The sequence below is a fragment of the Bacillus sp. PK6-16 genome, from assembly GCF_056530295.1.
The window spans coordinates 4,475,207-4,500,449 of the sequence record NZ_CP096511.1 but is presented as its reverse complement, the minus strand read 5'-3'; the positions used below and the strand labels follow the sequence as shown (position 1 = coordinate 4,500,449).

Genomic DNA, 25,243 nt, shown 5'->3' with positions numbered 1-25,243 from the left:
GAAAAACGAAATGGACATTTTAAAGGTTTCGGAGCTAAGTAAAATTTATACTGGAAAAGTTTCTTATGAAGCACTTTCCAATATTAATTTGAATGTGAAGAAAGGAGAATTTGTAGGGGTAATGGGGCCATCAGGAAGTGGGAAAACAACTTTGTTGAACATGGTTTCTACTATTGATTCTCCAACATCAGGAGAGGTTGTAATTAACGGAGAAAACCCACACAAGTTATCTCATAATGACTTAGCATTATTTCGAAGACGTGAATTAGGGTTTGTGTTTCAGGCGTTTAATCTTCTGAACACGTTAACCGTGAAAGAAAATATTGTTCTTCCTCTGACACTAGATGGAACGAAAGTCGAGGACATGAACAATCGTGTTGATGTTATCGCAGAGAAATTAGGAATCCAATCTATATTAGATAAACGAACATATGAAATATCGGGAGGACAAGCACAAAGAACTGCTATCGCACGTGCACTAATTCATAACCCGAAATTAATACTTGCGGATGAGCCCACAGGTAATTTAGATTCAAAGGCAGCTAATGATGTAATGGAGCTATTACAACGATTAAACAAGGAACAAGAAGCGACAATGATGCTTGTTACGCATGATCCAATGGCTGCCAGTTATTGTGACCGCGTTATATTTATTAAGGATGGGGAACTTTATAACGAAGTGTATTGTGGAGACAGTCGCCAAGCGTTTTATCAAAAAATTATGGATGTACTTGCATTATTAGGAGGACGTAAGCATGACTTTTCAACAGTTCGCGTTTAATAATATCATGCGCAGTAAACGGACTTATGCTGCACACTTTCTAAGTAGTACATTTTCGGTAATGGTATTTTTCATATATGCACTATTACTTTTTCATCCTAGTTTACAAGGGGAACTGGCTTCTACCAGTAAAACCATGAGTAAATTAGCGACGACGGGGATGCAAATCTCTCAGTATCTCATTTTTATTTTTTCTTTCTTCTTTCTGCTGTATTCTGTAAGTTCTTTTTTGAAGACAAGAAAAAAAGAATTTGGGATATTAATGATGCATGGAATGACTCCTTCTCAATTAAATAAATTAATATTTTTAGAAAATATGTTGATTGGAATCTCATCTGTTGCTTTCGGTATCCTAATCGGATTGATTTTTTCAAAGCTATTGTTATTACTAAGTGCAAATATATTAGCAATTGATAATGGATTGCCTTTTTATATTCCAATTAAAGCAATTTTCATGACAGCTGGTGCATTTTTGATTTTATTTCTATTCATTTCGTTGTTTACTTCCAAAATGGTAAAAGTAAATAATTTGATTGAACTAATGAGATCAGAGGAAAAACCTAAACCAGAACCAAGAGCATCTAAAGGACTAGCGTTACTTTCTCTTGTATTAATTGGGTTAGGATATGGATTTGTATTCTATTTCACCATAGGTAGGGACTTTGATAAGCCTCAATATCTATTTATGGGGGTTGGTTGTGTAATTGTAGGAACCTATTTTTTATTTTCACAGTTAAGTGTGTACGTACTACGTGTTTTAAAGAAGAAAGACTCTGTATTTTTCAATAAAACAAACCTTCTTACGATTTCAGAATTAGCCTATCGCATGAAGGATAATGCAACTATGTTCTTTATGCTAGCAATTATTTCTGCTGTGGCCTTCACAGGAATTGGTACATGCTTAGCGATGGGGAATAAAGGATTAATCGAGATGACGAATCCATTTGCATTTACTTATACTTCCACAAATGAAGATCAGCATGAAGAAGAGCACGTTGCAGAAATCAAAAAACAGTTAACTACATCAAAATTTTCTTATCATGTTGAAGCTATAAGTCCGAAATTTACTGAAAATAATTACACACTTATTAAGTTAACAGAGTATAACCGTTTTGCGAAGCTCTTTGGGCATGAAGCAGAAACGTTGGATAATGATCAAGAAATTATATTAGTACCAACATCAGTTACACAAAAAGAAAAATATGCGAAAGGAAAAGGGATTCCTCCGCAACTAGATGTAGCTCAAGGGAACTCTGATTTGACTTTGAAAGTAAAAAAAGCTATACCACACCTAACTTTACCTATTCAGAAGAGTGCTACGATAGTAGTGTCGGACTCCTTATACGACAAATTCCCGAACATAGACACGGAATATGGTCCCATTGTTAAAAAGAGATACGGATTTGTAGTGGAAAATTGGGAAAAAACAAAAATGATTACGAAGAATTTAGAGGCGCAATTAGAGAATACAGAAATGGTTAATCCTACTCATTCTTTTGAATCGTTATACTCTGAATGGATTTCTTCAAAACAAAAGAATGGTGTATTACTTATTGTGAGTGTATTGGTAGGTATCGTATTCTTTACCTTTGCAGCTAGTTTGCTATATTTCCGTCTATATGCAGATTTAGAAAGAGAGCAAAAACAATATGAAATGATTGCAAAAGTTGGCCTGAGCAGAAAAGAGCTAAAGAAAATAGTAACGCGTCAGCTTATATTGATGTTCTTTTTACCAATACTTTTAGCGATTATTCATAGTGGTGTCGCTTTTATGGCATTACAGAGACTAGTGGATTTTTCGGTTTTAAAAACGTCTATCATAATTTTCTTAGCCTTTCTATTCATTCAAAGCGTATACTTCTTCACGGTCAGATGGCGTTATTTACAAAAGTTATACAAGAAAATTATGTAGTTTATTTGTTAAACAAAGAGGAGAGTATAAAACATGAGAAAAGTAATTAAATTATGTATGGTAGGAATCGTTTCTATTTCGATGTTAGGAGCATGTTCTTTTGGAAAGACAGAAGAACCAAGGAATGGGGCTGTACTTATTGGAGAAGAACAACAATTAAAAGATATAGTAAATCAACATAAAAGTGATATTATATCCAATGATTTATATCAGGTAAAAAGAGCAGAAACCAATATTAAGGTGAAAAGGGAAGATAAAGAAAAAATCGAGAAGCAGCAAGTATTAATTATAGATCAAAAAACAGCTGAAGGTGTTATGAAGAAAGGGCTATTAAGAGAGACTAATAATGGAGTGCCTACTAGTGGAGGTCCAATTACTTCTTTACCAACCATTCCAAAAGGGAAAGTTTTGATGTTTACCAACAATGAAAATAAAGAAATAAAAGAAATTAAAGTAAATGATAAAAAAATCAACGTACAATACGAAGATGATATCTCGCTAGGACGTGGTCGTAATACAGCTTATGAAGACATAGTTTTGATTGTAGATGCTACAACATTTAAAGATTTACCGGGAACAGAAACTTATATGGAAGTATTACATTTCAACAAGTCTTATGGAGAAAATAAATCATTTAATGGGGACGACGCAGAAGCTAAGCAAGCATGGAATGAATGGGAAAAGTTTACTAAAGATATGAAGGAACAAGTAAACTCATTCGATACAGTTTCAATCATAAAAAAATAAAAAATCCTTATTTGGTGTAATAAAAAAACAGGATGAATGTTTGAATTCATCCTGTTTTTTCTATTGGAATGAAAAAAGTAATAAGAAGTAAGTTTTCTCATGCTGAATATTTCGAAATGAATTTGGGAGTGGGCTACAGTCTTAAAACTTAAGATTTTCTTTAGATTTAACTTAAGGATCTCTTATGTTTTTCTTACTATACTTTGTATCAGTTGGTATTCGGGAAAGTTTTAAAATCCGGGGGATTTATGAAGGTTAGAATTGCAAACAAGTGGATGTATTTTGTTCCTTTGTTAAATACTCTGTTTGTTGTTAAAAAATCATCATATTTGGCGAATTTTACGATTTTTTGTTTGTACATAAAAAGGAGCAAATGATTTGTTTACCATTGAACATATATATCAGGAAATTTTAGAAGGTAGAAGAAGGCGATTTCCTAAAAATACATGGAGTGAAGATCAGGATAATACGCTAGCGAGACGTGTAATTATATATCTTATAGAACAAGTTTTACAGTGGGATAAAAAAACTATTCTTAAGTGTTGGAAGTCACAATTAATCATTCAATATAAATTAGGTGGTTTACTTAGTGCTAAATATCATGATAGCCCATATGCAATGATAAATGATGTTTATCCGAATTGTTTTAAAGAATGGGATTTTCAAATGACACCTAGAAACTATTGGACAAAGGAAAAGGCATTGGAAGCATTAAAATGGACGATAGAAGAAAAAGAAAGGTTAACAGATAATAAGTTATTGGAGGTTTATAATGTTCAGTGGTTATCTAATCATAATTTGAGTTCGCCTTGCCAAATTTTTTGGGGAAATAGTCCTTACATAATGATAAATGAATTATATCCAGCCCATTTTAAGGAGTGGGAGTTTAAAAAAACTCGTAGTCATTCGTGGACAAGGAAAAAAGCGTTGGAAGCATTAAAATGGACCATAGAGGAAAGAAAACAAATGGATGCTGAGGGAATCAGGAAAAAAATTAGTGTAAGTTGGTTTACTGAAATAGGCTTAAGGACTCCACTTGAGAGATACTGGTATGATAGTCCATTTCGCATGATAAATGAGTTATATCCTGGATGTTTTAAAGAGTGGGAATTCCAGAAAACACCTAAAAACTACTGGACAAAGAAAAAGGCACTAGAAGCATTAAAATGGACGATAGAGGAAAAAGAAAAGTTGCCTAATGAAGAACTAATAAAGGTGTATAGTAAAAAATGGATAATCAGTCAGGGGTTAAGAACACCTTTAAATATATTTTGGAAAAATAGTCCATATGCTATGCTGCACGATTTGTATCCAGGGAAGTTTAAAGAATGGGAATTAAATAGAGTTTCTCGGGGATTTTGGACAAAGGAGAAGGCATTAGAAGCATTGAAATGGATGATAGAGGAAAAAGAAAAGTTAACAAATGAAGAACTTATAAGGGTGTATAGTAGAAGATGGATAATTAATCAAGGATTAAGAACTCCATTAGATAGATTTTGGAATAAGAACCCACATGCTATGTTAAACGAACTGTATTCAAATTAATTTACAAAAAACATAATACTTCAGCTTAAATGAAATACAAGTTAAATGACAACAACGTATCTTAATAATTTTTTGTTTGCTTGCTTCACTTTTTTTAGTACTTTGTATTTTGATAGTAACTCAGTTGACAACAGCAGGGCGTTATCTATTTCCTCTTTGTTGTTTAAAACGATATTAGAGAGTATTTCACATAGCCGGACTTTCTACGGCTATTGGATAATCTGGTTTTTTATCGATTATGATGTCATGAGGTATAGAGACATGACTGATATTTTAAAGTATATAAAAAACGAGGGAACTTATTTATATCAGAGAGGGAATGGCTTCGAGACAATATTGCTTACTTTCAAGAGAAAGAAAGAATGTAATAATTATAGAAAAAGAGCCAGTCTCATCGTTGAGACTGGCTCCTTTTTTTACTAACTAGTTTAATACTTTAACTGTAACTGTTTTACGTCCCCAGCTACTTGATGAACCTTTATCTGGCATTAAAACGTCGATTTTATTACCTTTAATAGCTCCACCAGTATCACCAGCGATTGCTACTCCGTAACCTTCAACCCATACTTTTGAACCTAATGGAATGACACTTGGATCAACTGCAATTAGTTTCATGTTTGGATTAGCTGTTAAGTTGTGGCCTAAAGCTGATTTTACTTGGTCGCCTGCTTTATAACCATTTTCAAGTGGATCTGCTGTGTAAGCTGTTGCTACAACACGTAACTCACGAGAAGATGATGGTGCACTTGTTTCAGTTTCTTTTGCAACAGGTTGTTGTGTAGCTGGTTTTTGAGCTTTAGCCGCTTCTTGAGCCTTAGCCGCTTCACGAGCTTCAGCTGCTTCTTGAGCCTTAGCTGCTTCACGAGCTTTAGCTGCCTCTTGAGCTTTAGCTGCTTCACGAGCTTTAGCTGCTTCTTGAGCCTTAGCCGCTGCTTGAGCTTCAGCATCTGCTTGAGCTTTAGCTGCTTCACGAGCTTTAGCTGCCTCTTGAGCTTTAACTTCTGCTTGAGCTTCAGCATCTGCCTGAGCTTTAGCTGCTTCTTGAGCCTTAGCTGCTTCACGAGCTTTAGCCGCTTCTTGAGCTTTAACTTCTGCTTGAGCTTCAGCTGCTTCGCGAGCTTTAGTTGCTTCCACTGCTTTAGCTTTTGCTTGAGTTTCAGCTACTTCCTGAGCTTTAGCTGCTTCACGAACTTTAGCTGTATCTTGAACTGTAGTCGTTTTTTCAACTTTAGCTACTGGTTGAACTTTAACTGGTGCTTTACCTGTTAAGTAAGGAACATGAACATAAGCTGTTTTTCCGTTATATTCAAATTGAATCCAATCATTTTGTACTTGGTGTGTTGTTTCAATTACATCATCTTTTTTCAACTTACCAAGAATCTCTGAGTCTGTGTTTGCTCCAGCACGTACGTTTAATACGTTTGCTGTTACGTAGTAAGTGTCTTTTGTATAGTCAGCGCTTATGAAAGCTTCTTTACCGCTATTCAATTGAACTTTTGACCAACCATTTTCTGTATGTAAAACATTTACTTTATATCCATCTAATAATTTTCCTACAACTTTTGATTCAGTAGTTGGGTTTTCTCGTACGTTTAGTACGTCAGTCGTTACGATTGTTTCTGCTTTAGCAGATGTTGTGAAAATCCCAAGACCAAAAACCGCTGCTGTTGCTATACCCATAAATTTTTTCATAATAGCCTCCATTGCATTTGTTTTCGTTGACCTCATTATAGCAACCATTATTTTCTTATTTGCGAAAAACATAAAATTACAAAGCTTTCGTAATGGGGCATTAATATTCTGTAACAATTACATAAATTTCCTGATAGCGCTTCCTTGTTGTTTTTTGGCGTATTAGGGCATATGAAACACAAAATGAGTAGTATTTCAATTACTATAACGTTAATAATGTTACAGTAATATTTCTTGATGATATCTATAGCGTTACAAAAATAGCTTATTTTACTGTTTGAATGGAAATTTAGTTATGAAACGATAATCTTTTTAGGCGTGAAAATATATAAATGAGGTGAAATTTAATGAAATATCGATATAATTGTTACAAAATCAGTCGAAGTATGGAAAAAATTACGCCTTGATTTTCGTCTGTTACATAGTATTTTTGCAATAATAGAATTAGATAATAGCCTTAGTACCTATAAATAATGAAGAGTATTAGAATGATAGTTGTAACGTGAAACATATATAATAGAAGAAACTCAATTTAGTAGATAAATAAAAAACGCAGGAGTGTAAACTCCTACGTTTTTGTTTATTCATATCGTAAACATTCAATTGGATCCAGTTTGGCAGCTTTGTTAGCTGGCAGTAAACCGAATATAATACCGATTAACATTGAGATACCTACTGCAAGAAGTCCAAGTTCTTTTGAGACAACGAGTGGCCATCCAGCAAAGATTGAGACGATCCAAGCGAAGAAAATACCGAGCATGAATCCGATGAAACCACCAAGTCCTGTTAATATACAAGATTCGATTAAGAATTGTGTTAATACTTTACCACGTGTTGCACCAAGTGCTTTACGAATACCAATCTCACGTGTACGTTCTGTTACAGATACGAGCATGATGTTCATTACACCGATACCACCAACAAGTAAGGAGATAGCGGCAATACCACCGAATACCATTTTCATCATACCAATTGATTCGTCTAGTTGTTTCGTAAATTCACCTAAATCTTGTGCTTCGAATTTGTGCTCAAATTTAGGAGCTTTCATTTCGTTTAAGACAGAAACAGCTTGTTTTTCTACACTTTTACGTTCTGTCGGAGAGGTCATTGTTAATCTTACAGAGTCATACTCATTTACTCCTGAAATGACAGGCGCATTTTCAAGTGATGTATAACCTTCAGGCATAGGCATTCCAAAGTCATTTTTCGTTTCGTATACACCAACTATTTTATACGGCTTTCCTTTTATATCTGTGTATTGATTTGATTCCCAACCACTACTAAATAATTTGTTGAAAGCTTCTTCATTTAATATAACAGCAGGGATTGCTTGATTTAGTTCACTGTCATTTAATTCACGACCGTGAACTAATTTTATTTTCGAATCTGTCATAAAGGCGCCTGTTCCACCTTTTAAATCAAGATTTACATCTTTTGAACCAGCAGATGCTTTTACTTTCATACTTACGTCTGGGTACACATCTTTAACGCCTGGTACAGTTTGCAGACGGTTTAGCATATCAGGTGTGATTTTGGCACTATCTGTTCCGTAATCAGGATTGTTGTAGTAAATCGTTACTTCGTTATCTTTTCCTTGGCCTAATTCTTTTTTAAACTTTGCGTTTGTACCATCACCCATTGAAATAATAGTAATAATGGCACTAATACCGATAATAATACCTAACATCGTTAAGATAGAACGCATTTTATGAGCAAAGATAGAGGAAAGGGCCATGCGTATATTTTCACTCGTATTCAAAATTAACCTCTCCAATCTTGGACGATATTTCCGTCACGAATTACAATTTGACGTGCTGCAGCTTCCCCGATTTCACGGTCATGGGTAATCATAATGATTGTTGAGCCTTGTTTATTTAATTCGTAAAAGAGGTCCATAATTTGTGTGCTTGTTTTCGTATCAAGTGCTCCCGTCGGTTCATCGGCTAAAATGAATTTTGGGTTATTTACGATTGCACGTGCAACGGCGACACGCTGCTTTTGTCCACCTGATAATTCGTTTGGTAAGTGAGTAGCGCGATCAGCTAAACCGACTTTTGTTAAAGCAGCTAATGAGCGCTCGCGTCTTTCTTTTTTATCGACTCCAGCGTAAATAAGAGGTAGTTCTACATTTTGAAGTGCTGTAAGTCTCGGTAATAACATGAAGTTTTGGAATACGAATCCAATCTCTTTATTACGTACGTGTGCAAGTTCTGTTTCAGACATGTTTGAAATATTTTGACCGGCTAGTTCGTACGTACCTGTCGTCGGTTTATCTAAGCAACCGATAATGTTCATTAATGTTGATTTACCAGAACCAGAAGGTCCCATAATTGAAGTGAATTCTCCTTGGTTCAATGTTACGTCAATTCCGTGTAATATTTGAACGGACTCTGCACCATTTTGGAAGGATTTCGTGATGCCTTTTAAGTTAATCACTGGGCGACAACCTCCATACCATCTTTTAAGTCTTTTTCAGGTTTAGAGATAATTTCCTCTCCTTTTTTCACTCCAGAAACTTTTGCTTCGCTATCAGTCTCAAATTCAACAGTAACTGCTTGTTCTTTCGCCTTACCGTCTTTTACAACGAAGACAACATTTTTGTCACCTTTTTTCACGATACTGCTTTTCGGAACAATTGTACCAGTTGCTTCGCCAGATTTACTTGTTACGTAAACGTGGAAGCCGTTTTGTAATTCGTCACTATTATCTAATGTGACAGTGAATTGATAGTTAGAAACAGTTTTATTTTCATCCATGCTCTTTAATGGTGTAGAACCGATTTCTGTTACTTTTCCTGTCCAAGTCTTACCAGCGACAGTTTTTGATGAAACAGTTACTTCTTGCCCAACTTTCATACTAGCAAGCTCATATTCAGAAAGTTGACCTTTTACCTTAAATTGACCAGCGTGACGAAGAGTAACGCCGCTCATACCTGTTTTTTCGTCAGCAGTTTTCACGATATCATCAATTACGCCATCAGCAGGACTTGTTACAGAAAGATTGTTTACTTTCTCTTTTGCTGTTTTAATCATTTCATCAAATTTTTCAACATCAAACTTTTTCATTTCAAGTTGTGATTCTAATTGCCCAACTTCAGCTTCTGATGCTTTTAATGCTTCAGCGGGAAGGCCTGCATTTTTATCTTTTTGTAACTTTTGTTTCGCTGCATCAAGTTGTTTTTGGAACAACGTTACTTCTTTTTGTGCGATTTTCTTTTGCATTTCTGCTTCTGTTACACCTTGTTTAGCAGTCGGGTCATTGTATTTAAATAGAAGCTGACCTTTTTTCACTTCATCGCCTTTTTTTACAGCTAATTCATATGTTCCTTTTGTTGGATCGAATGAAATAGTTTCAATTCCGTTTGGAATAACTTCGCCACCAAATTTTTGCGCGTTTTGGATTTGTTTTTCAGTTACTTTATATCCGCTATATGCCATTGCTACTTCTGAACCGCCTCCAGCAAATGCAAAGTATGATCCAGCTGCAATTCCGATTGCTACTACACTAGTAATTAACACTTTATTTTTCTTTTTCATCTATTTATCACCTTTTCGTTCGTTTTAGTATCTACATTAAGTATAGAAGAGGTGAAGAATCTGACAAATCGTTTTAGCTTACAATAACCTTACAGTTTTGTAAGGTATGAATATGTAAATGTAAGGTAGAGGTTGTCCTAGTGTAAGCAAATGAATTGACTCGTCGTTTCTTTCTTACAATAATATTGTATGGAGGAAAGGAGGAAGGAAGATGGAAGCTTATTTTAGCGCACACCCATTAAAACCATTTATTCCATACTCAAGGCAACATGCCCTTATATTATTTATTATGTTGGTGGGGATATTTTTTCTGTATCAATACCAAGATGTATTACGTCAAAATGAGTGGAATATAACGGTTCGATATGCAATTGCATTTTTATTTATAGGTAGTGAAATTGGGCTTCATATGTGGGAGTGGAAAGCGGGGATTTTTGAGCTAGCTACTTCATTACCGTTTGAATTATGTACGATTAGTTTATTATTAGCGTCGATTATGATCGTAACGAAAAGTTACCGCATATATGAGATTGTATTTTTCACGGGAATTATTGGTGCCTCACAAGCTATTTTAACGCCAAACTTGCAGTATGCTTTTCCGCATTTTCGTTTCATTGAATATTTTATCGCGCATATATTGCTCATTTGGGCACCACTCTTTATGACTTGGGTGGAAGGCTATAGACCGACCTTGCAATCTATTAAGCGTACGATGATATTTTTAAACATATTGATTCCGCTTGTTTCGTTTGTGAATTATAAAACAGGCGGTAATTATATGTTTTTAGCTCATAAGCCAGAAACAGCTTCACTACTCGATATGTTAGGACCGCATCCTTACTATATTATTTCATTAGAACTCGCAGCACTTATTGGGTGTTTTATTTTGTATATGGCGTTTGCAAAAAGAGAAAGGCATGCGCATAAAGAATCACTAGGATCATAACCTAGTGATTTTTTATGTTTGAATATTTACAATTCAGAAAATTAAGAATAAAATTAGAGAGTAAAATATAAAGAGAGAGAAGGGAAAACGTGGTCAAAAAAGTTTTTCTGAATGGGATGGAAGTGACAATTCAATTTATTATTTCGATTTTGGGGATTATTATGTTAGGGGCTCTGCCGAAATTGTTCTATGGATTTAAGCTGGATGTATCAAAGTACATACAGAGTTTAAAAGAAGTGTTTGTGAACTTAATGGATATTTCCAATTTGCAATATGTAAAAGGTAAATTTTTATTTCCGCAGCTGTTCGTCCATTATAAAGAAACGATTATTATTTTTTTAGCTGCTTTTTTTATTTCATTATTTGTAGCATTTTGTATTGTTTATGTAATTATGAGTAGTTCACCGCGTATACAACATCGAATTAAATCATTTCTTATCTTCCTAGAATCTATTCCAGATATCCTTCTTATTTTAGTATCACAAATTTTAGTTATATGGTTTTTTAAACAAACAGGTTTTTTACCTTTTCAAATTGCTTCAATTGGAGGCGAGTCAATTAGAGGATTGCCGATACTTTGTTTGAGCATCCCGACTACGATTATGTTTGTAAAAATGGTCGTGCTTCGTTTTGAAAATGAACTAGAAAAAGATTATGTACTATTTGCTAAGGCGAAAGGGCTGGGGCGCTTTCATATTTTAAATCGTCATATTTTACGAAATGTGTTGCTTAGTACATTATTCTTTGCGAAAACGAATATCTTTTTTATGTTATCTAATTTATATATTATAGAATGGATTTTTAATACGGGTGGTATTTTTATGTTTTTGAAATCGTATTTTGGTATTAGAGTTGAGGTTTTCATCGTTAGTGTGCTTCTTATATATATTCCGATTTTTATTTTATTTAAATTATTTCATTATCTCATTCCGGCTGCGATGAAGGAGAGATTATAATATGTGGACGTATATAAAACGTGATAAAAGATTTTGGATAAGCATTGGGTTTCTTCTCCTATTAGTTCTTTTGAGCATCGGAAATACGTTATGGAATGATGGACATATTAGACAAGTTACATTGCAATATGATGCGGATGAAAATCCACAAGTGCCACCGTTTCCACCTTCATTACAATTTTTACTCGGGACAGACCGGAAAGGGTATGACCTGTTACATTTAGTCATTGAGGGCGCGAAGTGGACGATTGGTATATCTATTTTAATTGCGGCACTTAGAATGGTAATAGGTGTGTTTTTCGGTGTCGTACTCGGAACGTATATAAAAAGAGGATTTTCAAAAATTGAGGCTTTCTTTGATAGTTTTACAGTTATTCCGACAGTTATGATTGCGTATTTTTTTCTTCAATCTGCAAATGCATTTGGAAGCGGAGAGGAGACAACAACCTTTTTTGAAAGGGCTTCGTTTCAAGTTGTCTTACTTGTAATGCTTGTAATGCCAGTTATTGCACTGTATGTTGCGAAGGAAGTTCGTAAATTGCGAACGGAGGAATTTGTTGATGCCGCACGCATATTAGGTGGATCGAGAAGACATATTGTTATAAAGCATCTTTTCCCGCACCTTTATATGACGTTTATACTTGTATTTTTTCAGCAGTTTACGCAGACTCTTACTATTTTACTGCACTTAGGATTACTTGAAGTGTTCTTTGGTGGGACTGTAATGTTTGGTGGACCTATAAAAGAGGTGGAATCTTATACGCATGAATGGTCAGGTTTAATTGGAGTATACTTTAGGTCATTAACAGTGAATCCGTGGATCCCTCTCGTTCCGATTACATTTTTTGGACTTACTATTTTTTCAGGAAATATGATTGTAAAAAGTCTAGAAGAGGCGATGTTGAAAGTTCGATTAGGGGGAGAGAAAAAGAAGGAAGTTGTAGAAGAGGAACAATCTGCTGTACAGTCAAAGGAAGAGTTGTTTACGTTTAAACATACGATGTGAAGAGAAAAAGAAGCAAGCATGGATTTCATGCTTGCTTCTTTTTACTTTGCAGAAACTTCACCTTCAGCTTCTGTTTGCGGAATAAAGTATCCGATTATACCACCAATTATTGCTGGAACGATCCAGCCGATTCCTAAGTTATAAAAAGGAATCGTGTGTACGATATTAGCGATAAAACTTGGTATCATTCCCACATTATCAAGTGCATGAATACAGCTAATAATGAATGCTGCGATCATTGCTCCGATGTAGACAGAAGGTTTACGTTTCGTATATTTATCGATAAATGATACGAAAATTAAAATGATTGTAATTGGGTACAAAATAATTAATACAGGTAGTGTGATTTTAATTAATAAGCTTAATCCTAAGTTTGAAATAACGAAACTAAAGATACAAACGTATAGTACGAGCTTTTTGTAAGAAACATTTGTTAATACTGTTGCGAAATAGTTGGCGAATGCACTTACAACACCAATTGCTGTTGTTAAACAAGCGAAGATAATGGCGATACTTAATAAAACATTACCGCTTGTCCCAAAGAATTGGTACATAACAGTTGCTAATAGTTGACCACCGTTCTCGAATTGTCCCAAGTTTCCGTTTGAAGCTCCGATATAACCGAGTAAGAAGTAAACAATTGTTAAGAATAGAGCAGCGATACTTCCGCAAATGATTGTATATTTCGCGATAGATTTCTTCTCTTGTATACCGTTTTGACGAATTGCATTTACAACAATTGTTGATAGTACGAGAGCGCCAATTGCATCTAACGTTAAAAATCCTTCAAGAAATCCTTTGAAAAACGGGATGTCTTTATAGTCACCGATAGGCTCTGCAAACGTTCCTGGTGAAAGAATCGCTTTTGTTGCCATAATTGCAATAATTACAAGTAAAATTGGCGTTAATATTTTACCGATATGATCTACTAGCTTGGATGGATTTAATGATAAGAAGTAAACGACTGTAAAGAAAATCGCACTAAAAACTAACATAGAATACCATTGATCTGGGAAAAGTGGTGCAATCCCAATTTCATAAGATACAGATCCAGTTCGTGGAATAACAAATAGTGGGCCGATTGAAAGATAAATAATGATAGCGAATACTGCTGCGAATTTTGGATGAACACGGCTCGCTAAAGTGTTAAAACTACCACCAGCAAGGGCAACAGCAACGATAGCAAGTAAAGATAAACCGACGTCTGTAATAATAAACCCTGTAATGGAAACCCACATATTTTCTCCGGAAGAAAGACCAAGAAGGGGCGGGAAAATCATATTACCAGCACCGAAGAAAACTGCGAATAGTAATAAACTAATCGAAAGTATTTGCGCTGGTTTCAAAGTTGTACGCATATAAAGAAAATCCTCCTAATGAGTATTTTTGTCGAAAATTCAAATAATTTGTCGAGTAACTGTTATTATTTTAAAGGTCTGATGACTAGAAAGCAATAGGGAATTTTGAAAAAATTAAAAAATAATGCATTAAATCGAATAAATATACTATTTGTATGTTTAATAGGGAAGATTTAACTTTTAACGCAAAAAAACACATATCGCTAGGATATGTGTATTAAAAATATATTTTTCTATCGCGTTCTTCTTTTAAAATTTCAACGGCTTCTCGGAAGCGTTGTGAATGGACAATTTCTCGTTCGCGTAAAAAGCGTAAGCTGTCATTTATGTCGGGATCGTCAGATTGGTTGATAAGCCATTGATATGTGGCACGCGCTTTTTCTTCAGCCGCAATATCTTCGTATAGGTCGGCAATTGGATCACCTTTAGCTTGTATATAGGTTGCAGTAAATGGAACACCAGCTGCGTTATGGTAATGAAGTGCGCTGTCATGATCGACGTAATGAGGGTCGAGACCAGCTGCCTTCATCTGTTCAGGAGTCGCATCTTTTGTCAGCTTATAAACCATCGTAGCAATCATTTCAAGATGCGCAAATTCTTCTGTACCAATATCGGTAAGGAGGCCAATGACTTTATCCGGGATTGTATAACGCTGATTTAAGTAACGTAGTGCAGCAGCTAATTCTCCATCTGCACCACCGTATTGCTCAATTAATAATTTTGCAAGTGCTGGATTACAAGTTCCTACTTTAACAGGGTATTGTAATTTTTTTTCATAAATCCACATAGTTTCTCTCCTTTATATTTGCCATGGCCAAGGACCTTTACTCCATTCCCAAGGGGCATTAGAATAACTGTTCCCAAACTGTTGGAGTGGTCCGTATTTTTCTTCCATCTTTTGTTTTAATACTCTTCGTTTATAGGAGAAATCATTAAATTGATTAATAGCAGCGGTGTCATCTGGATGTGTATCTAAATAAAGAGTTAGTTCAACTAGTACAAAGTCTAGTTCTTGAAGCTCCAGTAACAGCTGATAATATTCTTCTGGTAGCGATTGAGTCACGTCAGTAGTCACCGCCCTTTTTTATAAGGATTCTCATAATAGTCATAAAAAACTGGCCATAAAGTCCCTTTTTGTAGCGCTTCTTTTGGTGTGAATTGTGGTAAGTTTGGCGGTTGAAAACCTAAAAATAAATTAGGAGGAGTAGAATAATATTTCTTTCCAATAGGAGGACAAGGATCGAGAGGACTATGATAGGGCACGAATGATCGCATATATTTATTCATGGATAAACCTCCTTAAATGTTCATTACTACGTATTGTATTCAGACATAATAGGCCTTTATGACACATATAAAAAAGTAATAGGTACGGGGGGAATGAATGTGGAGAATGTGAAACAATTCATTGTATTGGAAGTGAAAAACTTAAAGGAAACTTTGTATTTTTATGAAGGGATTTTAGGAATCAAGCCTAGTTTAGAAAGACCCCAATTAGATGTAACAGGGGTTTGGTATGATGCTGATTCAATGAGAGTTAGTTTTGTAATGAATCGTAGTTTGGGTGGGCGTGAGAAGAGTATTACGGATTCGATTGATGTACTAATGTTTTCAATTTCTAACATAGAGAACTTAAAGAAGAGGTTAGTGTTTTATAAAATTGCATATACAGAAAACAAAAGTGAGAAGAGTATTGTAGTACAAGACCCAGATGGATATAAAATTCAAGTGATAGAGAAGGACGAATAAACGGAGGGGATTTAGTGGAGAGGAATTATGAAGAAAGTGCATTGTTTGAGCATCAATTTTGGCTAAAGGTGCTTACTGATCATTCGCAATTTTTACTTGATGCATTAGCTCCAAAGGAAAAAGAGGATATAAAAAAGGCCACTTATTTTGTTGAAACATTTACGAATCTGTTAAATAAAGTTCGTAATGTGAATCTCATTGCGTTTTCAAAAGAGGCAGAACGAGCAGCAAAGGAAATACGAACGTTTAAATTAAGTATTATACAGAAACAACTCGAGGGAAAAATCACTATTCATTTTACACCAACTTTCATCAATCATATGGTAAACGAAGTAGAAGAGTATATAACAGTGTTAGAATTTTTAAAGAAAGGAGAAGTTCCGCCTGTTTTTCATGAATTACATTATCATCTCGTTTGGTTAACGGATGCGGCTGGCCATGCAGGGTCTATTTCTGGTGGATTAGATCTTGTTGAAAAAAGATTAAAAGAGAAAAGCGAAGAATTTACGAAGCACTTTGAACAATTTTACTTAAAGGCAGTTGAAATGACGGGGTATTTACGGACAGAGCTTCATCATTTTCCTGCATTAAAGAAGTTTACAAAAGATGTTTCACTTGAGTTAAACTTATTTTCGCATTTTCTCCATGAGGTTGAAGAGCTGGAGTTATCGAATGAAATATTAAGTGCATTATCTGCTAGAATGGCGGATCATATGGCAAGAGAAGAATGTTATTACTTATTAAAATTAGCACAATCGTCTGGACTTGAGATGCCAAAATGTAATCCGCTTTAAAGAAAAAAGAGGTCAATTTTATTTGGCCTCTTTTTCTGCTTTATTTTCTCTTTTTATTTTTGCTTGTTCAATACTTGCCTGTAATGTCTCCATAATATTGATGATGTTTGGAGTTGGAGAGATTGTTTCGGTTTTTTCCTGTTGTTCAATTTTGTTTTCGATTAGTTCGGTAAGGGCTTCTTTATATTCATCTGTATACATCTCTTGTTCAAAAGGATTTGTAAGATGGTGGATTAAATTGATTGCTGCTGTGAGTTCTTGTTTTTGAATCGGATAATTTTCGTTACTTGGTAAGTTAGGTGTATTTGTTATATCGCGAATTTCATTAGGGTAGTGAATAGTTTGTAATATAAGCCCATCTTCAAAGTTACGGATAATAGCTAAATGTTGTTTTTTTCTAATGGAAATATGGATAAGACCAAGTTTATTCGTACGTTCAAGTGCTTCTTTTAATAATAAATACGATTTTTCATGTCCAGGGGTAGGGCCTATAAAATAAGAACGATCGTAGAGAACAGAATCAATTTCGTTATTTTGGATAAAAGATATAATACGAATAGATCTTGGTTCGTGAGCTTTTTGCAATTCAGCTAATTCTTTTTCATCCATAATAATGTACTTATGAGGTGCGTATTCATAGGCTTTTACAATATCTTTATCATCAATTTCTTCATCCGTACAATCAGGAGCAAATTTTTTATATTTAATAGGTGTTAAGCATTCTTTATGAAGACTTAAAAATTTTATATCGTTTTCTTCTACGGCACTGTATAGTTTGATTCCTATATTTAATAGTCCAAGTGAAAGGGCACCTTTCCATACGGTATGCAAATGAAGCCTCTCCTTTCATTCAAAAATGATTATGTATATTATGAGATAGTAAGAAATTTCCTATACGTTTTTTGTTTTTACGGAATGTTAAGCAGGAGGATGTGGGATATAAAATATATTGACAAGCCCTCCAAAATATTTTAATGTGATTGTATAAAATTGTGTATATAAAGGGGAGTAACTTATTACAGTAAAGTCGTCATTACAGGGAGAAACCCTCGGCTTTATTGGCAACGTTTCGTTGTTAGTGAGACCTTTACCAGCAATGGTAAAGGCCCCTTATTGTCTTTTTTAGGACCCTTACCATGTTTGGTAGGGTCCTTTTTGTATACAAAGAGAGGAGATATAAAAATGAAAAAACTTATTAGTAGATTAAGAGTTGTATTTCATGTTCGCCGATTTGTTCCATTCCTATTTGACTTTTTCACTTCAAAAGAGGTTTCAATAAAGAAGAAAATTTTATCTATTGCGTTTTTAGTTGGTTATGTTGCGATGCCGCTCGATTTAATTCCAGACTTCTTACCGTTTATCGGTATTTTAGATGATATTGGAATTGTATTATTTATTTTGAACCGAATTGTAAAAATGGCGCCAGTTCAATTACAAGAAAAGCATAACGTAAACGTAGGATAGGAGTTGGGGTAGAAAATATGGAGCAAATTATTTTAGATATAATCGAGTTTTTAAAGCAATTTTCTTATTTTGGAGTTGTGTTAGCATTAACGTTTGAATTTATTCCAGCAGAAGTAGTTTTGCCCATGGTTGGTTATTGGGTGTACGAGGGAGATATGAATTTTTGGCTTGCTGTATTAGCCGGAACCCTCGGCGGAACGACAGGACCTTTAACGTTATATGCACTCGGTTATTACGGTGGTCGTCCTCTATTAATAAAATACGGGAAATACTTCTTCATTAAAGAAGAACAAATTCAAAAAGCAGATGATTTCTTTGAGAAATATGGACCGGTTGTAGCATTTGTTGGACGCTTTGTGCCAGGAGTTCGAACGCTTATTTCTGTTCCATGTGGTATGGCGAAAATGAACATATGGAAATTTAGCATATATACATTTGTAGCAATGTTCCCGTTAACGACTTTGTATGTTTATTTTGGAATGAAATTAGGTCCACATTGGGAAAAAGCAGCGGATGTTGTTGGGCAATATATGCTACCAATATTAGGAGGCGTTATTCTTATCGTTGCTAGTATCTTTGTCTATAAATATATGAAGAAAAGAAATAAAACGGAATCTATTTAGTCATTTGAATATTTTTTGAAAATAGATGAATAGTACAGGCAAAAGACTCTAAAGGACATACACATATAGGGAATATAAAAGAGAGAGGGGAAACAACTATGTCTTGTGAGTGCTCAGGGTCAGCATTAACTTGTTGTCCAGATAAAAATTATGTGCAAGATAAAGTGTGTAGTCCGTGGTCTGCTACTGTAGTTGCAACAGCAATTGATAATGTTCTCTATACAAATAATATCAACCAAAACGTAGTTGGTACTGGTTTTGTTAAATATGATGTTGGACCGGGCCCAATTACTGTAGAAGCGCTTGATTCTGCTGGGGGTACAATTGATACACAAACATTAAACCCAGGAACGAGTATTGCTTTTACGTATCGTCGCTTTGATAGTATACAAGTTGTGTTACCTGCAACACCTGCTGGAACGTATCAGGGAGAATTTTGTATTACAACACGTTATCCACTTTCATAGCAGAATAGGAGAGGATCGAAATGGGAATGAGAAGTTCCAGTTTGTCTTGTTGTTCTAATAAAACACTTGTGCAAGACCAAGTATGTACAGACTGGTCTATTACAGGTGCTGGTACTCAAATTGTATATACAAATAATATCACGCAAGAAGTATATGGTTCAGGTTACGTGAAATATGATGTAGGTGCCAACCCGATTACAGTTGATTTTTTAGTAGGTGCAACAGTAGTTGATACAATTACTGTACAACCACAAAGTAGTGGTACTTTCACTGTCCGATATTTTACTACTGTCCGAATTACTACGACAGGAACGACTGTTAATCAAGGTGAGTTTTGTATTACAGTACGTTATCCAATCTCATAAAAAGCATACCGTAAACGGTATGCTTTTTATATTAAGGAAATAATGAAATTGGTATTCTATAAGCAACATGTAAATTCACAACAGTACTTGCCTTCTAAATATAGTGAAGGATTACTTGTTATATTGATAATATTGACCGACTGTAGGTCTTTTCCTGTGTACGATATTGTATTACCAGGAAACACAGTGAAAATATTGGTTACTGTTCCAACAATTTGAATTGTAATTGCTTCGGTGCTGCTAGTACTATTGTAAACCGAGACAGTACCTGATATAAGTAGTATCCCATCACTTTGCCATAGTATCATTGATTGTGATGCATCTTTGGCAGATGGGATGGTGTTATTAGTTATGAGGAAGTTCCCTGCAAATTCATTTGTTACTCGCTCGCAATTTGGATTTGGAGGAGGGGGCGGTGGACAAGGGTCTGGACAAATAATAGATAAAGGAGCGAAACAGCCGATATTTTTTTTATTCTTCAATATACCCCCTCCTTTTAAGTTGTCTTTTATTACTATTAAATGTAAAAGCATGGCCGATGTGTTAAAAAAAGAAGGAAATATTAAAAATTAAGATTGTCTAATAGGCTTAAACTTTAACTTATCATTAGTGTTATAGAAAAGATTATATGTGAATAGTCATAGGAAAAGAATGATCAGACTCTTTTAGACAAAAGGTGGTTGTATACAATAGTACGAGGAATGTTGGACTTAATTTCTAATTAACTGTATATTTACAAAAATCTAATAAAGTTCATTTGTTATTTAAACGACATTAACATGTATTAGATAAAATAGCCCTTGTAATGAATCAATTATTATGAGGAGGATTCAAGTGGACAGAAATGCTTTAAGAAAAGTAAAAGGCCTTATTGGATTATTAATGGTTTTTGTATTAGCATCCGTATCATTTCCGTGGAGTACATCAGTCAAGGCGGAAGAGAAAAAGCAAGAAAGGGCATCAAGTGAGAAGAAGATAGTTTTTCCAGTTGTAAGTGATGTGCATATTAAAAACAGTGGAACAGATGATACATTTCGCTGGAAAAGAGCGATTGAACAATTTAATACACTAGCACCAAAGCAAGATGCATTTGTTATTGTAGGTGATTTCACGGATACAGGGTCAGTGCAGCAATATGATCGTTTCATGCAAGTGTATAATGAAAATGCAAATAAAGATGCCGTGAGAATGAATTCTCTTGGTAACCATGATTATTGGAACGGTTTATCTGTAGAGGGCGCACAGAAGCGTTTCTTAGAAAAAACAGGTATGGAATCAATTTATTATCATAAAGTGGTAAAAGGTTATCACTTCCTTGTTATGTCTCCCGAGAATGGAACAACTCATGGCTATTATTCGGACAAGCAAATTAATTGGTTAAAAGAAGAAATGGTAAAAGCACAAAAAGATGATCCAGAAAAACCGATTTTTGTATTTTTACATCAGCACATTAAAGATACAGTATACGGTAGCCAAGAATGGGGAACGCAAGATAGCGCAAAAATTAATGCAGTATTAAAAGAATATCCACAAGTTATTACGTTTTCAGGTCATTCACATTATCCGTTAGATGATCCGAGATCGATACATCAAAAAGACTTTACATCAGTTGGTACATCTTCAGTAAGTTATATGGAAGTTGAAGGTGGTAAAGTACAAGGGAATATCCCGCCAGGAGCTAGTACGTTAAGCCAAGGTTTATTAGTAGAAGTAGATGAAGAAGAAGTGACGATTAATCGCCGTGATTTCCATACAAATTCTTGGACAGGCGAGCCTTGGAAAATTAAATTACCAGCAAAGAAAGAAACATTTACACATGTAGAAGATCGTGATAAAGAAAAGCCTTACTTTGCTAAGGATGCAAAGCTTGCTGTATCAAATGTAACAGCAAATGCAGCAACAGTAACATTCCCACAAGCGTTGGACAACCTTCTTGTTCATTCTTACCGTGTACAAGCTAGAGATAAGCAAACGGGAGAAATAAAGAATAAATTGTTAGCATTCTCAGAGTTTTATCGTGATCCAGTGCCGAAAGATCTTACGTTTACGCTTGCAGGGTTAGATGGCGGGAAAACATATACACTTGAAGTCGTTGCAATTGATTCGTTTGGTAATGAAAGTGCGCAACCGTTAACGGCAGAAATTATTACGAAAAAAGATGATATTGATCCGAATGTAAAAGTGCCAAAGGCTGATGTTTTTGATGTGAATTTTGCAGATGGTACATTTAAAGACAATTCACCATTTGGAACAAAAGGTGATGTGAAGGGCAATGTGACTATTGAATATGATAAAGCATTGAAAAAGAATGTTATGAAGTTAAACGGACAATCTAATACATTTGGATACCTTCCATTTTCAGCAGCACAAAAAGAGAAAGTAGCAAATACATTTACGTTAGAAACGGTATTTTCAATGAATCAAATCCGTGGACAAGGTATTTTGCAAAATACAGAGAGCGGTGGAATTGGATTTGAGTCTACAGGAAGCGGCTATGTTGAATTATGGGCTCACATTGGCGGCAGTTATAAACGTGTTGGAGTTCAATTAGAAGCAAACAAAACATATCACTTAACAGGAACGTATAACGGAAGTGAAGTAGCTATTTATGTCGATGGTAAAAAAGTAAATAGCCAACCAGCTACAGGAAAAGTGTATCATCCAAATGTACCATTTGCACTTGGAGCTGATCCTGATAGTAACGGCAATGGTGGTATTCCGTTAAACGGTAAAATCGCGCTTGCGAAATTATATAGTAAAGCGTTAAGTTCTTCAGAAGTATTAGCAGCGTACAATGAGTTTTCTAACCGTACGAAGTTAGAGCAAGTAAATGCGTTATTTGAAGAACTTGGAAAAGTAAAAGAAGTGTTAGCTGGTACGTATGAATTTGGTGATAAGCCAGGTCAATATTCAAAGGAAGCATTTCAAGAACTAGAGAAAAGCTATAATAATGCAAAACAAGTGTTTGAAAATGTAGCAAGTAATGGAGAGCAAATTGTTCAAGCGTATAATGAATTAAAAACTGCAAATCAAACATTTATACAATCTAAAGTAGTAGAACAACCGAAAACATTGAAAGAAAAATTACAAATTCATATTGAATCTGCAAAAGTAGTAGTGAAAAAGGCGCAAGCTGCAAACGTAACGGACGGTTCAGTGAAAGCACTGAGTCAAAAAATTACAGTGGCAGAAGCTGTAGTGAAAGATGTAAAAGTAAAAGATACACAGGTAGAAACAATGAATCGTACGATGGAATATGCAATTTCACTCGTTGAAAAAAGCATAAACAAGTAAGAGAGAAGAAAAGAAGCTTATCATGATAGGCTTCTTTTTTGTTATACTAAAAATAGCATAGAAAAAAGGAGCGAATAATTTGGAACAGAAAAAGCTAAAAAGAATTCTTGAATATGTATGGATCGCGGTTGTGCTCCTTGTAGGATATTATCTCTTAAAAGAGAAAAGTATTTGGGTTTTATTTTTAATGACTTTCTTATTAGCAGGACTAGGAACGTTATTTATTAACTTTTTCTTTGATAGTTTGAATGCCTGGAAGAATAAAAAGAAGGGAACGAAGTAAAGGAGGGAATATATGCAAAAGTGGAAGCTCATATATCAGGTGATTATTTTTCTATTGCTTGTAGGTATTGGAATGGTTAAATACTCGACATCAATAGGAAATTGGGCATGGTTTACAGCTTGCATCGGCATGTTTTTCATTTTACAATCGTTGACGAAAAAATATAATAGTACAGAAAGATAGCTCGCCGCTAAAACGGCGAGCTATTTTGTTATGCTTTTTTCTTTTCATCATTTGTTTTTTCAATAGCTAAATGACTATGTTTCCTAGAGTAGAAGAAATAGAAGCATAAGCCGACTATAAGCCAAACTGCAAAGCTAATCCATGTTGTTTTAGACAAATTGATCATTAAATATAAGCAGCAAAGAATCGCGACAACTGGTAATACAGGTACGAAAGGTGTACGGAATCCACGTTTTAAATCAGGGTGTGTTTTTCGTAAAATAAGTACTGCGCAGCAAACGAATGTAAAGGCTGTTAACGTGCCGATGTTTACTAAATTCGCTAGCAAATGTAAGTCTAAAAGGCCTGCTAATAAAGCAGCAACAACGCCAGTAATCCACGTATTTAATAAAGGGATTTTTACTTTTTTATTTACACGTGCTAACGCTTTTGGAAGTAAACCGTCACGGCTCATCGCATACGAAACGCGAACTTGTCCATACATAACGACTAAGAGAACGGTTGTCATTCCAGTCATCGCTCCAACAGCGAGTAGTCCTGCAATTGTATCCTCACCAACGAAATGCAATGCAAATGCAACTGGATCAGAAACGTCTAATTGCGTATAAGGAACCATACCTGTTAAAACGAAAGATACGATCATATATAAAACAGTACAAATAAGAAGAGAACCGATAATACCAATTGGTAAGTCACGCTGCGGTTTTTTCGTTTCTTCTGCAGCTGTTGCGATTGCATCAAATCCTAAGAAGGCGAAGAACACAGTGGCAGCCCCAGTAATAATACCGTCGTATCCGAATGGGATGAACGGTGTCCAGTTTTCAGGTTTTACATATTTTGCACCTGCTACGATAAAGGCAATGATAACAGCTAGTTTAATAAGAACCATAATATTATTAATGCGTGCACTTTCACGTATACCAAAACTTAAAAGGCCAGTAATAAGAAGTAAAATACAGACAGCAGGTAAATCGATGAGACCACCTTTTCCTACGCCGGGGGCCGAGGCGATTATGGCGGGCAGGTGTATATTGAACCCTTGTAGTAATGATTGCAAATAACCAGACCAACCGACAGCTACTGCTGCAACGGCAAGTAAATATTCGAGCATTAAACACCATCCGACGATGAAGGCGACGACTTCTCCGACTGTCATGTATGCGTAAGTATACACACTTCCTGAGACAGGAATAGAAGAAGCAAATTCAGCGTAACAAAAGGCTACACAAGCACAAGTAAATGCAGCAATAAGGAATGATAGCATAATACCAGGACCAGAATGTTTTGCTGCAACAATACCTGTTAATACAAAGATCCCTGTCCCAATTACGGCGCCGATTCCTAAAAATGTTAAATCGAGTGCAGTTAATGTTCTAGCTAGCTGCTTTGGTGATTCAGTACTAAGCGCTTTTTTTCGTAATAATGACTTCACTTTGGACTCTCCCCCCGTTTTTTCATTTCCATAACTGCGACTATAGTATGAGCCCATTAAAAAAGAGTAAGTAAGGAAGTGGAGGTGCAGTTATGGTATGTAGTTTTTTA

28 protein-coding genes are annotated in these 25,243 nt (G+C 35.1%); 17 read left to right on the top strand and 11 right to left on the bottom strand.

Annotated features, from left to right (window positions below; translation table 11 throughout):
* Positions 1-10: 10 nt before the first annotated feature.
* From M1D66_RS23110 to M1D66_RS23095, 4 genes are all read left to right on the top strand, one after another.
* Positions 11-781, top strand: coding sequence for an ABC transporter ATP-binding protein (locus M1D66_RS23110; RefSeq protein WP_049108240.1), 771 nt, complete (start codon positions 11-13; stop codon positions 779-781).
* Positions 756-2,693, top strand: coding sequence for an FtsX-like permease family protein (locus tag M1D66_RS23105; protein ID WP_049108241.1), 1,938 nt, complete (start codon positions 756-758; stop codon positions 2,691-2,693). The genes M1D66_RS23110 and M1D66_RS23105 overlap by 26 nt, the downstream gene beginning before the upstream one ends.
* A gap of 33 nt (positions 2,694-2,726) precedes the next feature.
* A complete protein-coding gene (locus M1D66_RS23100; protein WP_049108242.1) occupies positions 2,727-3,440 on the top strand; it encodes a lipoprotein BA_5634 family protein in 714 nt (237 codons plus the stop codon).
* Between the two features lie 378 nt (positions 3,441-3,818).
* A complete protein-coding gene (locus M1D66_RS23095; protein ID WP_049108243.1) occupies positions 3,819-4,985 on the top strand; it encodes a DUF4046 domain-containing protein in 1,167 nt (388 codons plus the stop codon).
* A gap of 423 nt (positions 4,986-5,408) precedes the next feature.
* Here the strand turns inward: M1D66_RS23095 and entC are convergent, their stop codons facing one another.
* The 4 genes from entC to M1D66_RS23075 form a co-directional block, all read right to left on the bottom strand.
* Positions 5,409-6,749 carry a cell wall-binding protein EntC gene (gene entC / locus M1D66_RS23090; RefSeq protein WP_140335749.1) on the bottom strand — a complete coding sequence of 447 codons (1,341 nt, stop codon included), beginning with the start codon at positions 6,747-6,749 and terminating at the stop codon, positions 5,409-5,411.
* A 508-nt stretch (positions 6,750-7,257) separates the two neighbouring features.
* Complete coding sequence (locus M1D66_RS23085) at positions 7,258-8,412, bottom strand: ABC transporter permease (protein ID WP_001986269.1); 1,155 nt, start codon at positions 8,410-8,412, stop codon at positions 7,258-7,260.
* A 26-nt stretch (positions 8,413-8,438) separates the two neighbouring features.
* Positions 8,439-9,113, bottom strand: a complete 675-nt coding sequence (locus M1D66_RS23080; protein ID WP_000609100.1) for an ABC transporter ATP-binding protein — start codon at positions 9,111-9,113, stop codon at positions 8,439-8,441.
* On the bottom strand, positions 9,110-10,213 hold the full coding sequence (locus M1D66_RS23075; protein WP_000728834.1) for an efflux RND transporter periplasmic adaptor subunit: 1,104 nt from the start codon (positions 10,211-10,213) through the stop codon (positions 9,110-9,112). The genes M1D66_RS23080 and M1D66_RS23075 overlap by 4 nt, the downstream gene beginning before the upstream one ends.
* A gap of 211 nt (positions 10,214-10,424) precedes the next feature.
* Between M1D66_RS23075 and M1D66_RS23070 the strand changes: the two genes are divergently transcribed.
* The 3 genes from M1D66_RS23070 to M1D66_RS23060 all read left to right on the top strand — a co-directional run bounded on the left by M1D66_RS23070 (position 10,425) and on the right by M1D66_RS23060 (position 13,121).
* Entirely contained in the window at positions 10,425-11,159 is a 735-nt protein-coding gene (locus M1D66_RS23070) for a YwaF family protein (protein WP_049108244.1), read from the top strand.
* 89 nt (positions 11,160-11,248) lie between these two features.
* On the top strand, positions 11,249-12,115 hold the full coding sequence (locus M1D66_RS23065) for an ABC transporter permease subunit (RefSeq protein ID WP_000239670.1): 867 nt from the start codon (positions 11,249-11,251) through the stop codon (positions 12,113-12,115).
* Position 12,116: 1 nt separating this feature from the next.
* A complete protein-coding gene (locus M1D66_RS23060) occupies positions 12,117-13,121 on the top strand; it encodes an ABC transporter permease (protein WP_102956463.1) in 1,005 nt (334 codons plus the stop codon).
* 41 nt (positions 13,122-13,162) lie between these two features.
* Here the strand turns inward: M1D66_RS23060 and brnQ2 are convergent, their stop codons facing one another.
* From brnQ2 to M1D66_RS23040, 4 genes are all read right to left on the bottom strand, one after another.
* Positions 13,163-14,479 (bottom strand): branched-chain amino acid transport system II carrier protein BrnQ2, encoded by a 1,317-nt coding sequence (brnQ2, locus tag M1D66_RS23055; protein WP_001260934.1) that lies wholly within the window; start codon positions 14,477-14,479, stop codon positions 13,163-13,165.
* Between the two features lie 217 nt (positions 14,480-14,696).
* Entirely contained in the window at positions 14,697-15,266 is a 570-nt protein-coding gene (gene cotJC, locus M1D66_RS23050) for a spore coat protein CotJC (protein WP_000265278.1), read from the bottom strand.
* Positions 15,267-15,278: 12 nt separating this feature from the next.
* Complete coding sequence (locus tag M1D66_RS23045) at positions 15,279-15,542, bottom strand: spore coat protein CotJB (protein WP_000194492.1); 264 nt, start codon at positions 15,540-15,542, stop codon at positions 15,279-15,281.
* A gap of 8 nt (positions 15,543-15,550) precedes the next feature.
* Positions 15,551-15,766 (bottom strand): spore coat associated protein CotJA, encoded by a 216-nt coding sequence (locus tag M1D66_RS23040; RefSeq protein ID WP_001046257.1) that lies wholly within the window; start codon positions 15,764-15,766, stop codon positions 15,551-15,553.
* A gap of 33 nt (positions 15,767-15,799) precedes the next feature.
* On the opposite strand from M1D66_RS23040, the gene M1D66_RS23035 reads away from it, so the two are divergent.
* Positions 15,800-16,228 carry a VOC family protein gene (locus M1D66_RS23035; RefSeq protein WP_165443285.1) on the top strand — a complete coding sequence of 143 codons (429 nt, stop codon included), beginning with the start codon at positions 15,800-15,802 and terminating at the stop codon, positions 16,226-16,228.
* A 14-nt stretch (positions 16,229-16,242) separates the two neighbouring features.
* Positions 16,243-17,022: a DUF2935 domain-containing protein gene (locus M1D66_RS23030; RefSeq protein ID WP_000440986.1), complete on the top strand. Its 780-nt coding sequence runs from the start codon at positions 16,243-16,245 to the stop codon at positions 17,020-17,022.
* 18 nt (positions 17,023-17,040) lie between these two features.
* On the opposite strand, the gene ku is transcribed toward M1D66_RS23030, so the two are convergent.
* Positions 17,041-17,853, bottom strand: coding sequence for a non-homologous end joining protein Ku (gene ku, locus M1D66_RS23025; RefSeq protein WP_242554857.1), 813 nt, complete (start codon positions 17,851-17,853; stop codon positions 17,041-17,043).
* Between the two features lie 351 nt (positions 17,854-18,204).
* On the opposite strand from ku, the gene M1D66_RS23020 reads away from it, so the two are divergent.
* The 4 genes from M1D66_RS23020 (at position 18,205) to M1D66_RS23005 (ending at position 19,941) form a co-directional block, all read left to right on the top strand.
* Positions 18,205-18,486 carry a YkvA family protein gene (locus tag M1D66_RS23020; RefSeq protein WP_000733844.1) on the top strand — a complete coding sequence of 94 codons (282 nt, stop codon included), beginning with the start codon at positions 18,205-18,207 and terminating at the stop codon, positions 18,484-18,486.
* A gap of 17 nt (positions 18,487-18,503) precedes the next feature.
* Complete coding sequence (locus tag M1D66_RS23015; protein ID WP_000435017.1) at positions 18,504-19,109, top strand: DedA family protein; 606 nt, start codon at positions 18,504-18,506, stop codon at positions 19,107-19,109.
* A gap of 98 nt (positions 19,110-19,207) precedes the next feature.
* Positions 19,208-19,576 carry a DUF3992 domain-containing protein gene (locus tag M1D66_RS23010; RefSeq protein WP_001277540.1) on the top strand — a complete coding sequence of 123 codons (369 nt, stop codon included), beginning with the start codon at positions 19,208-19,210 and terminating at the stop codon, positions 19,574-19,576.
* Between the two features lie 20 nt (positions 19,577-19,596).
* On the top strand, positions 19,597-19,941 hold the full coding sequence (locus tag M1D66_RS23005; protein WP_000525819.1) for a DUF3992 domain-containing protein: 345 nt from the start codon (positions 19,597-19,599) through the stop codon (positions 19,939-19,941).
* Positions 19,942-19,997: 56 nt separating this feature from the next.
* On the opposite strand, the gene M1D66_RS23000 is transcribed toward M1D66_RS23005, so the two are convergent.
* Positions 19,998-20,378 (bottom strand): S-Ena type endospore appendage, encoded by a 381-nt coding sequence (locus M1D66_RS23000; protein WP_306418679.1) that lies wholly within the window; start codon positions 20,376-20,378, stop codon positions 19,998-20,000.
* Here M1D66_RS23000 and M1D66_RS22995 point away from each other — a divergent pair.
* The 4 genes from M1D66_RS22995 to M1D66_RS22980 all read left to right on the top strand — a co-directional run bounded on the left by M1D66_RS22995 (position 20,266) and on the right by M1D66_RS22980 (position 23,701).
* Complete coding sequence (locus tag M1D66_RS22995) at positions 20,266-20,514, top strand: hypothetical protein (RefSeq protein WP_002023335.1); 249 nt, start codon at positions 20,266-20,268, stop codon at positions 20,512-20,514. The two genes, M1D66_RS23000 and M1D66_RS22995, sit on opposite strands and share 113 nt — an antisense overlap.
* A 261-nt stretch (positions 20,515-20,775) precedes the next feature.
* The gene (locus tag M1D66_RS22990) at positions 20,776-23,235 is read left to right on the top strand and encodes a LamG-like jellyroll fold domain-containing protein (protein WP_242554856.1); all 2,460 of its coding nucleotides are present in this window, start codon (positions 20,776-20,778) and stop codon (positions 23,233-23,235) included.
* A 79-nt stretch (positions 23,236-23,314) separates the two neighbouring features.
* A complete protein-coding gene (locus M1D66_RS22985; protein ID WP_000435803.1) occupies positions 23,315-23,518 on the top strand; it encodes a hypothetical protein in 204 nt (67 codons plus the stop codon).
* 12 nt (positions 23,519-23,530) lie between these two features.
* A complete protein-coding gene (locus M1D66_RS22980) occupies positions 23,531-23,701 on the top strand; it encodes a hypothetical protein (protein ID WP_006921038.1) in 171 nt (56 codons plus the stop codon).
* A gap of 28 nt (positions 23,702-23,729) precedes the next feature.
* Here M1D66_RS22980 and bcaP read toward each other — a convergent pair whose 3' ends face one another.
* On the bottom strand, positions 23,730-25,190 hold the full coding sequence (gene bcaP, locus M1D66_RS22975) for a branched-chain amino acid transporter BcaP (RefSeq protein WP_002197441.1): 1,461 nt from the start codon (positions 25,188-25,190) through the stop codon (positions 23,730-23,732).
* Positions 25,191-25,243: the final 53 nt, after the last annotated feature.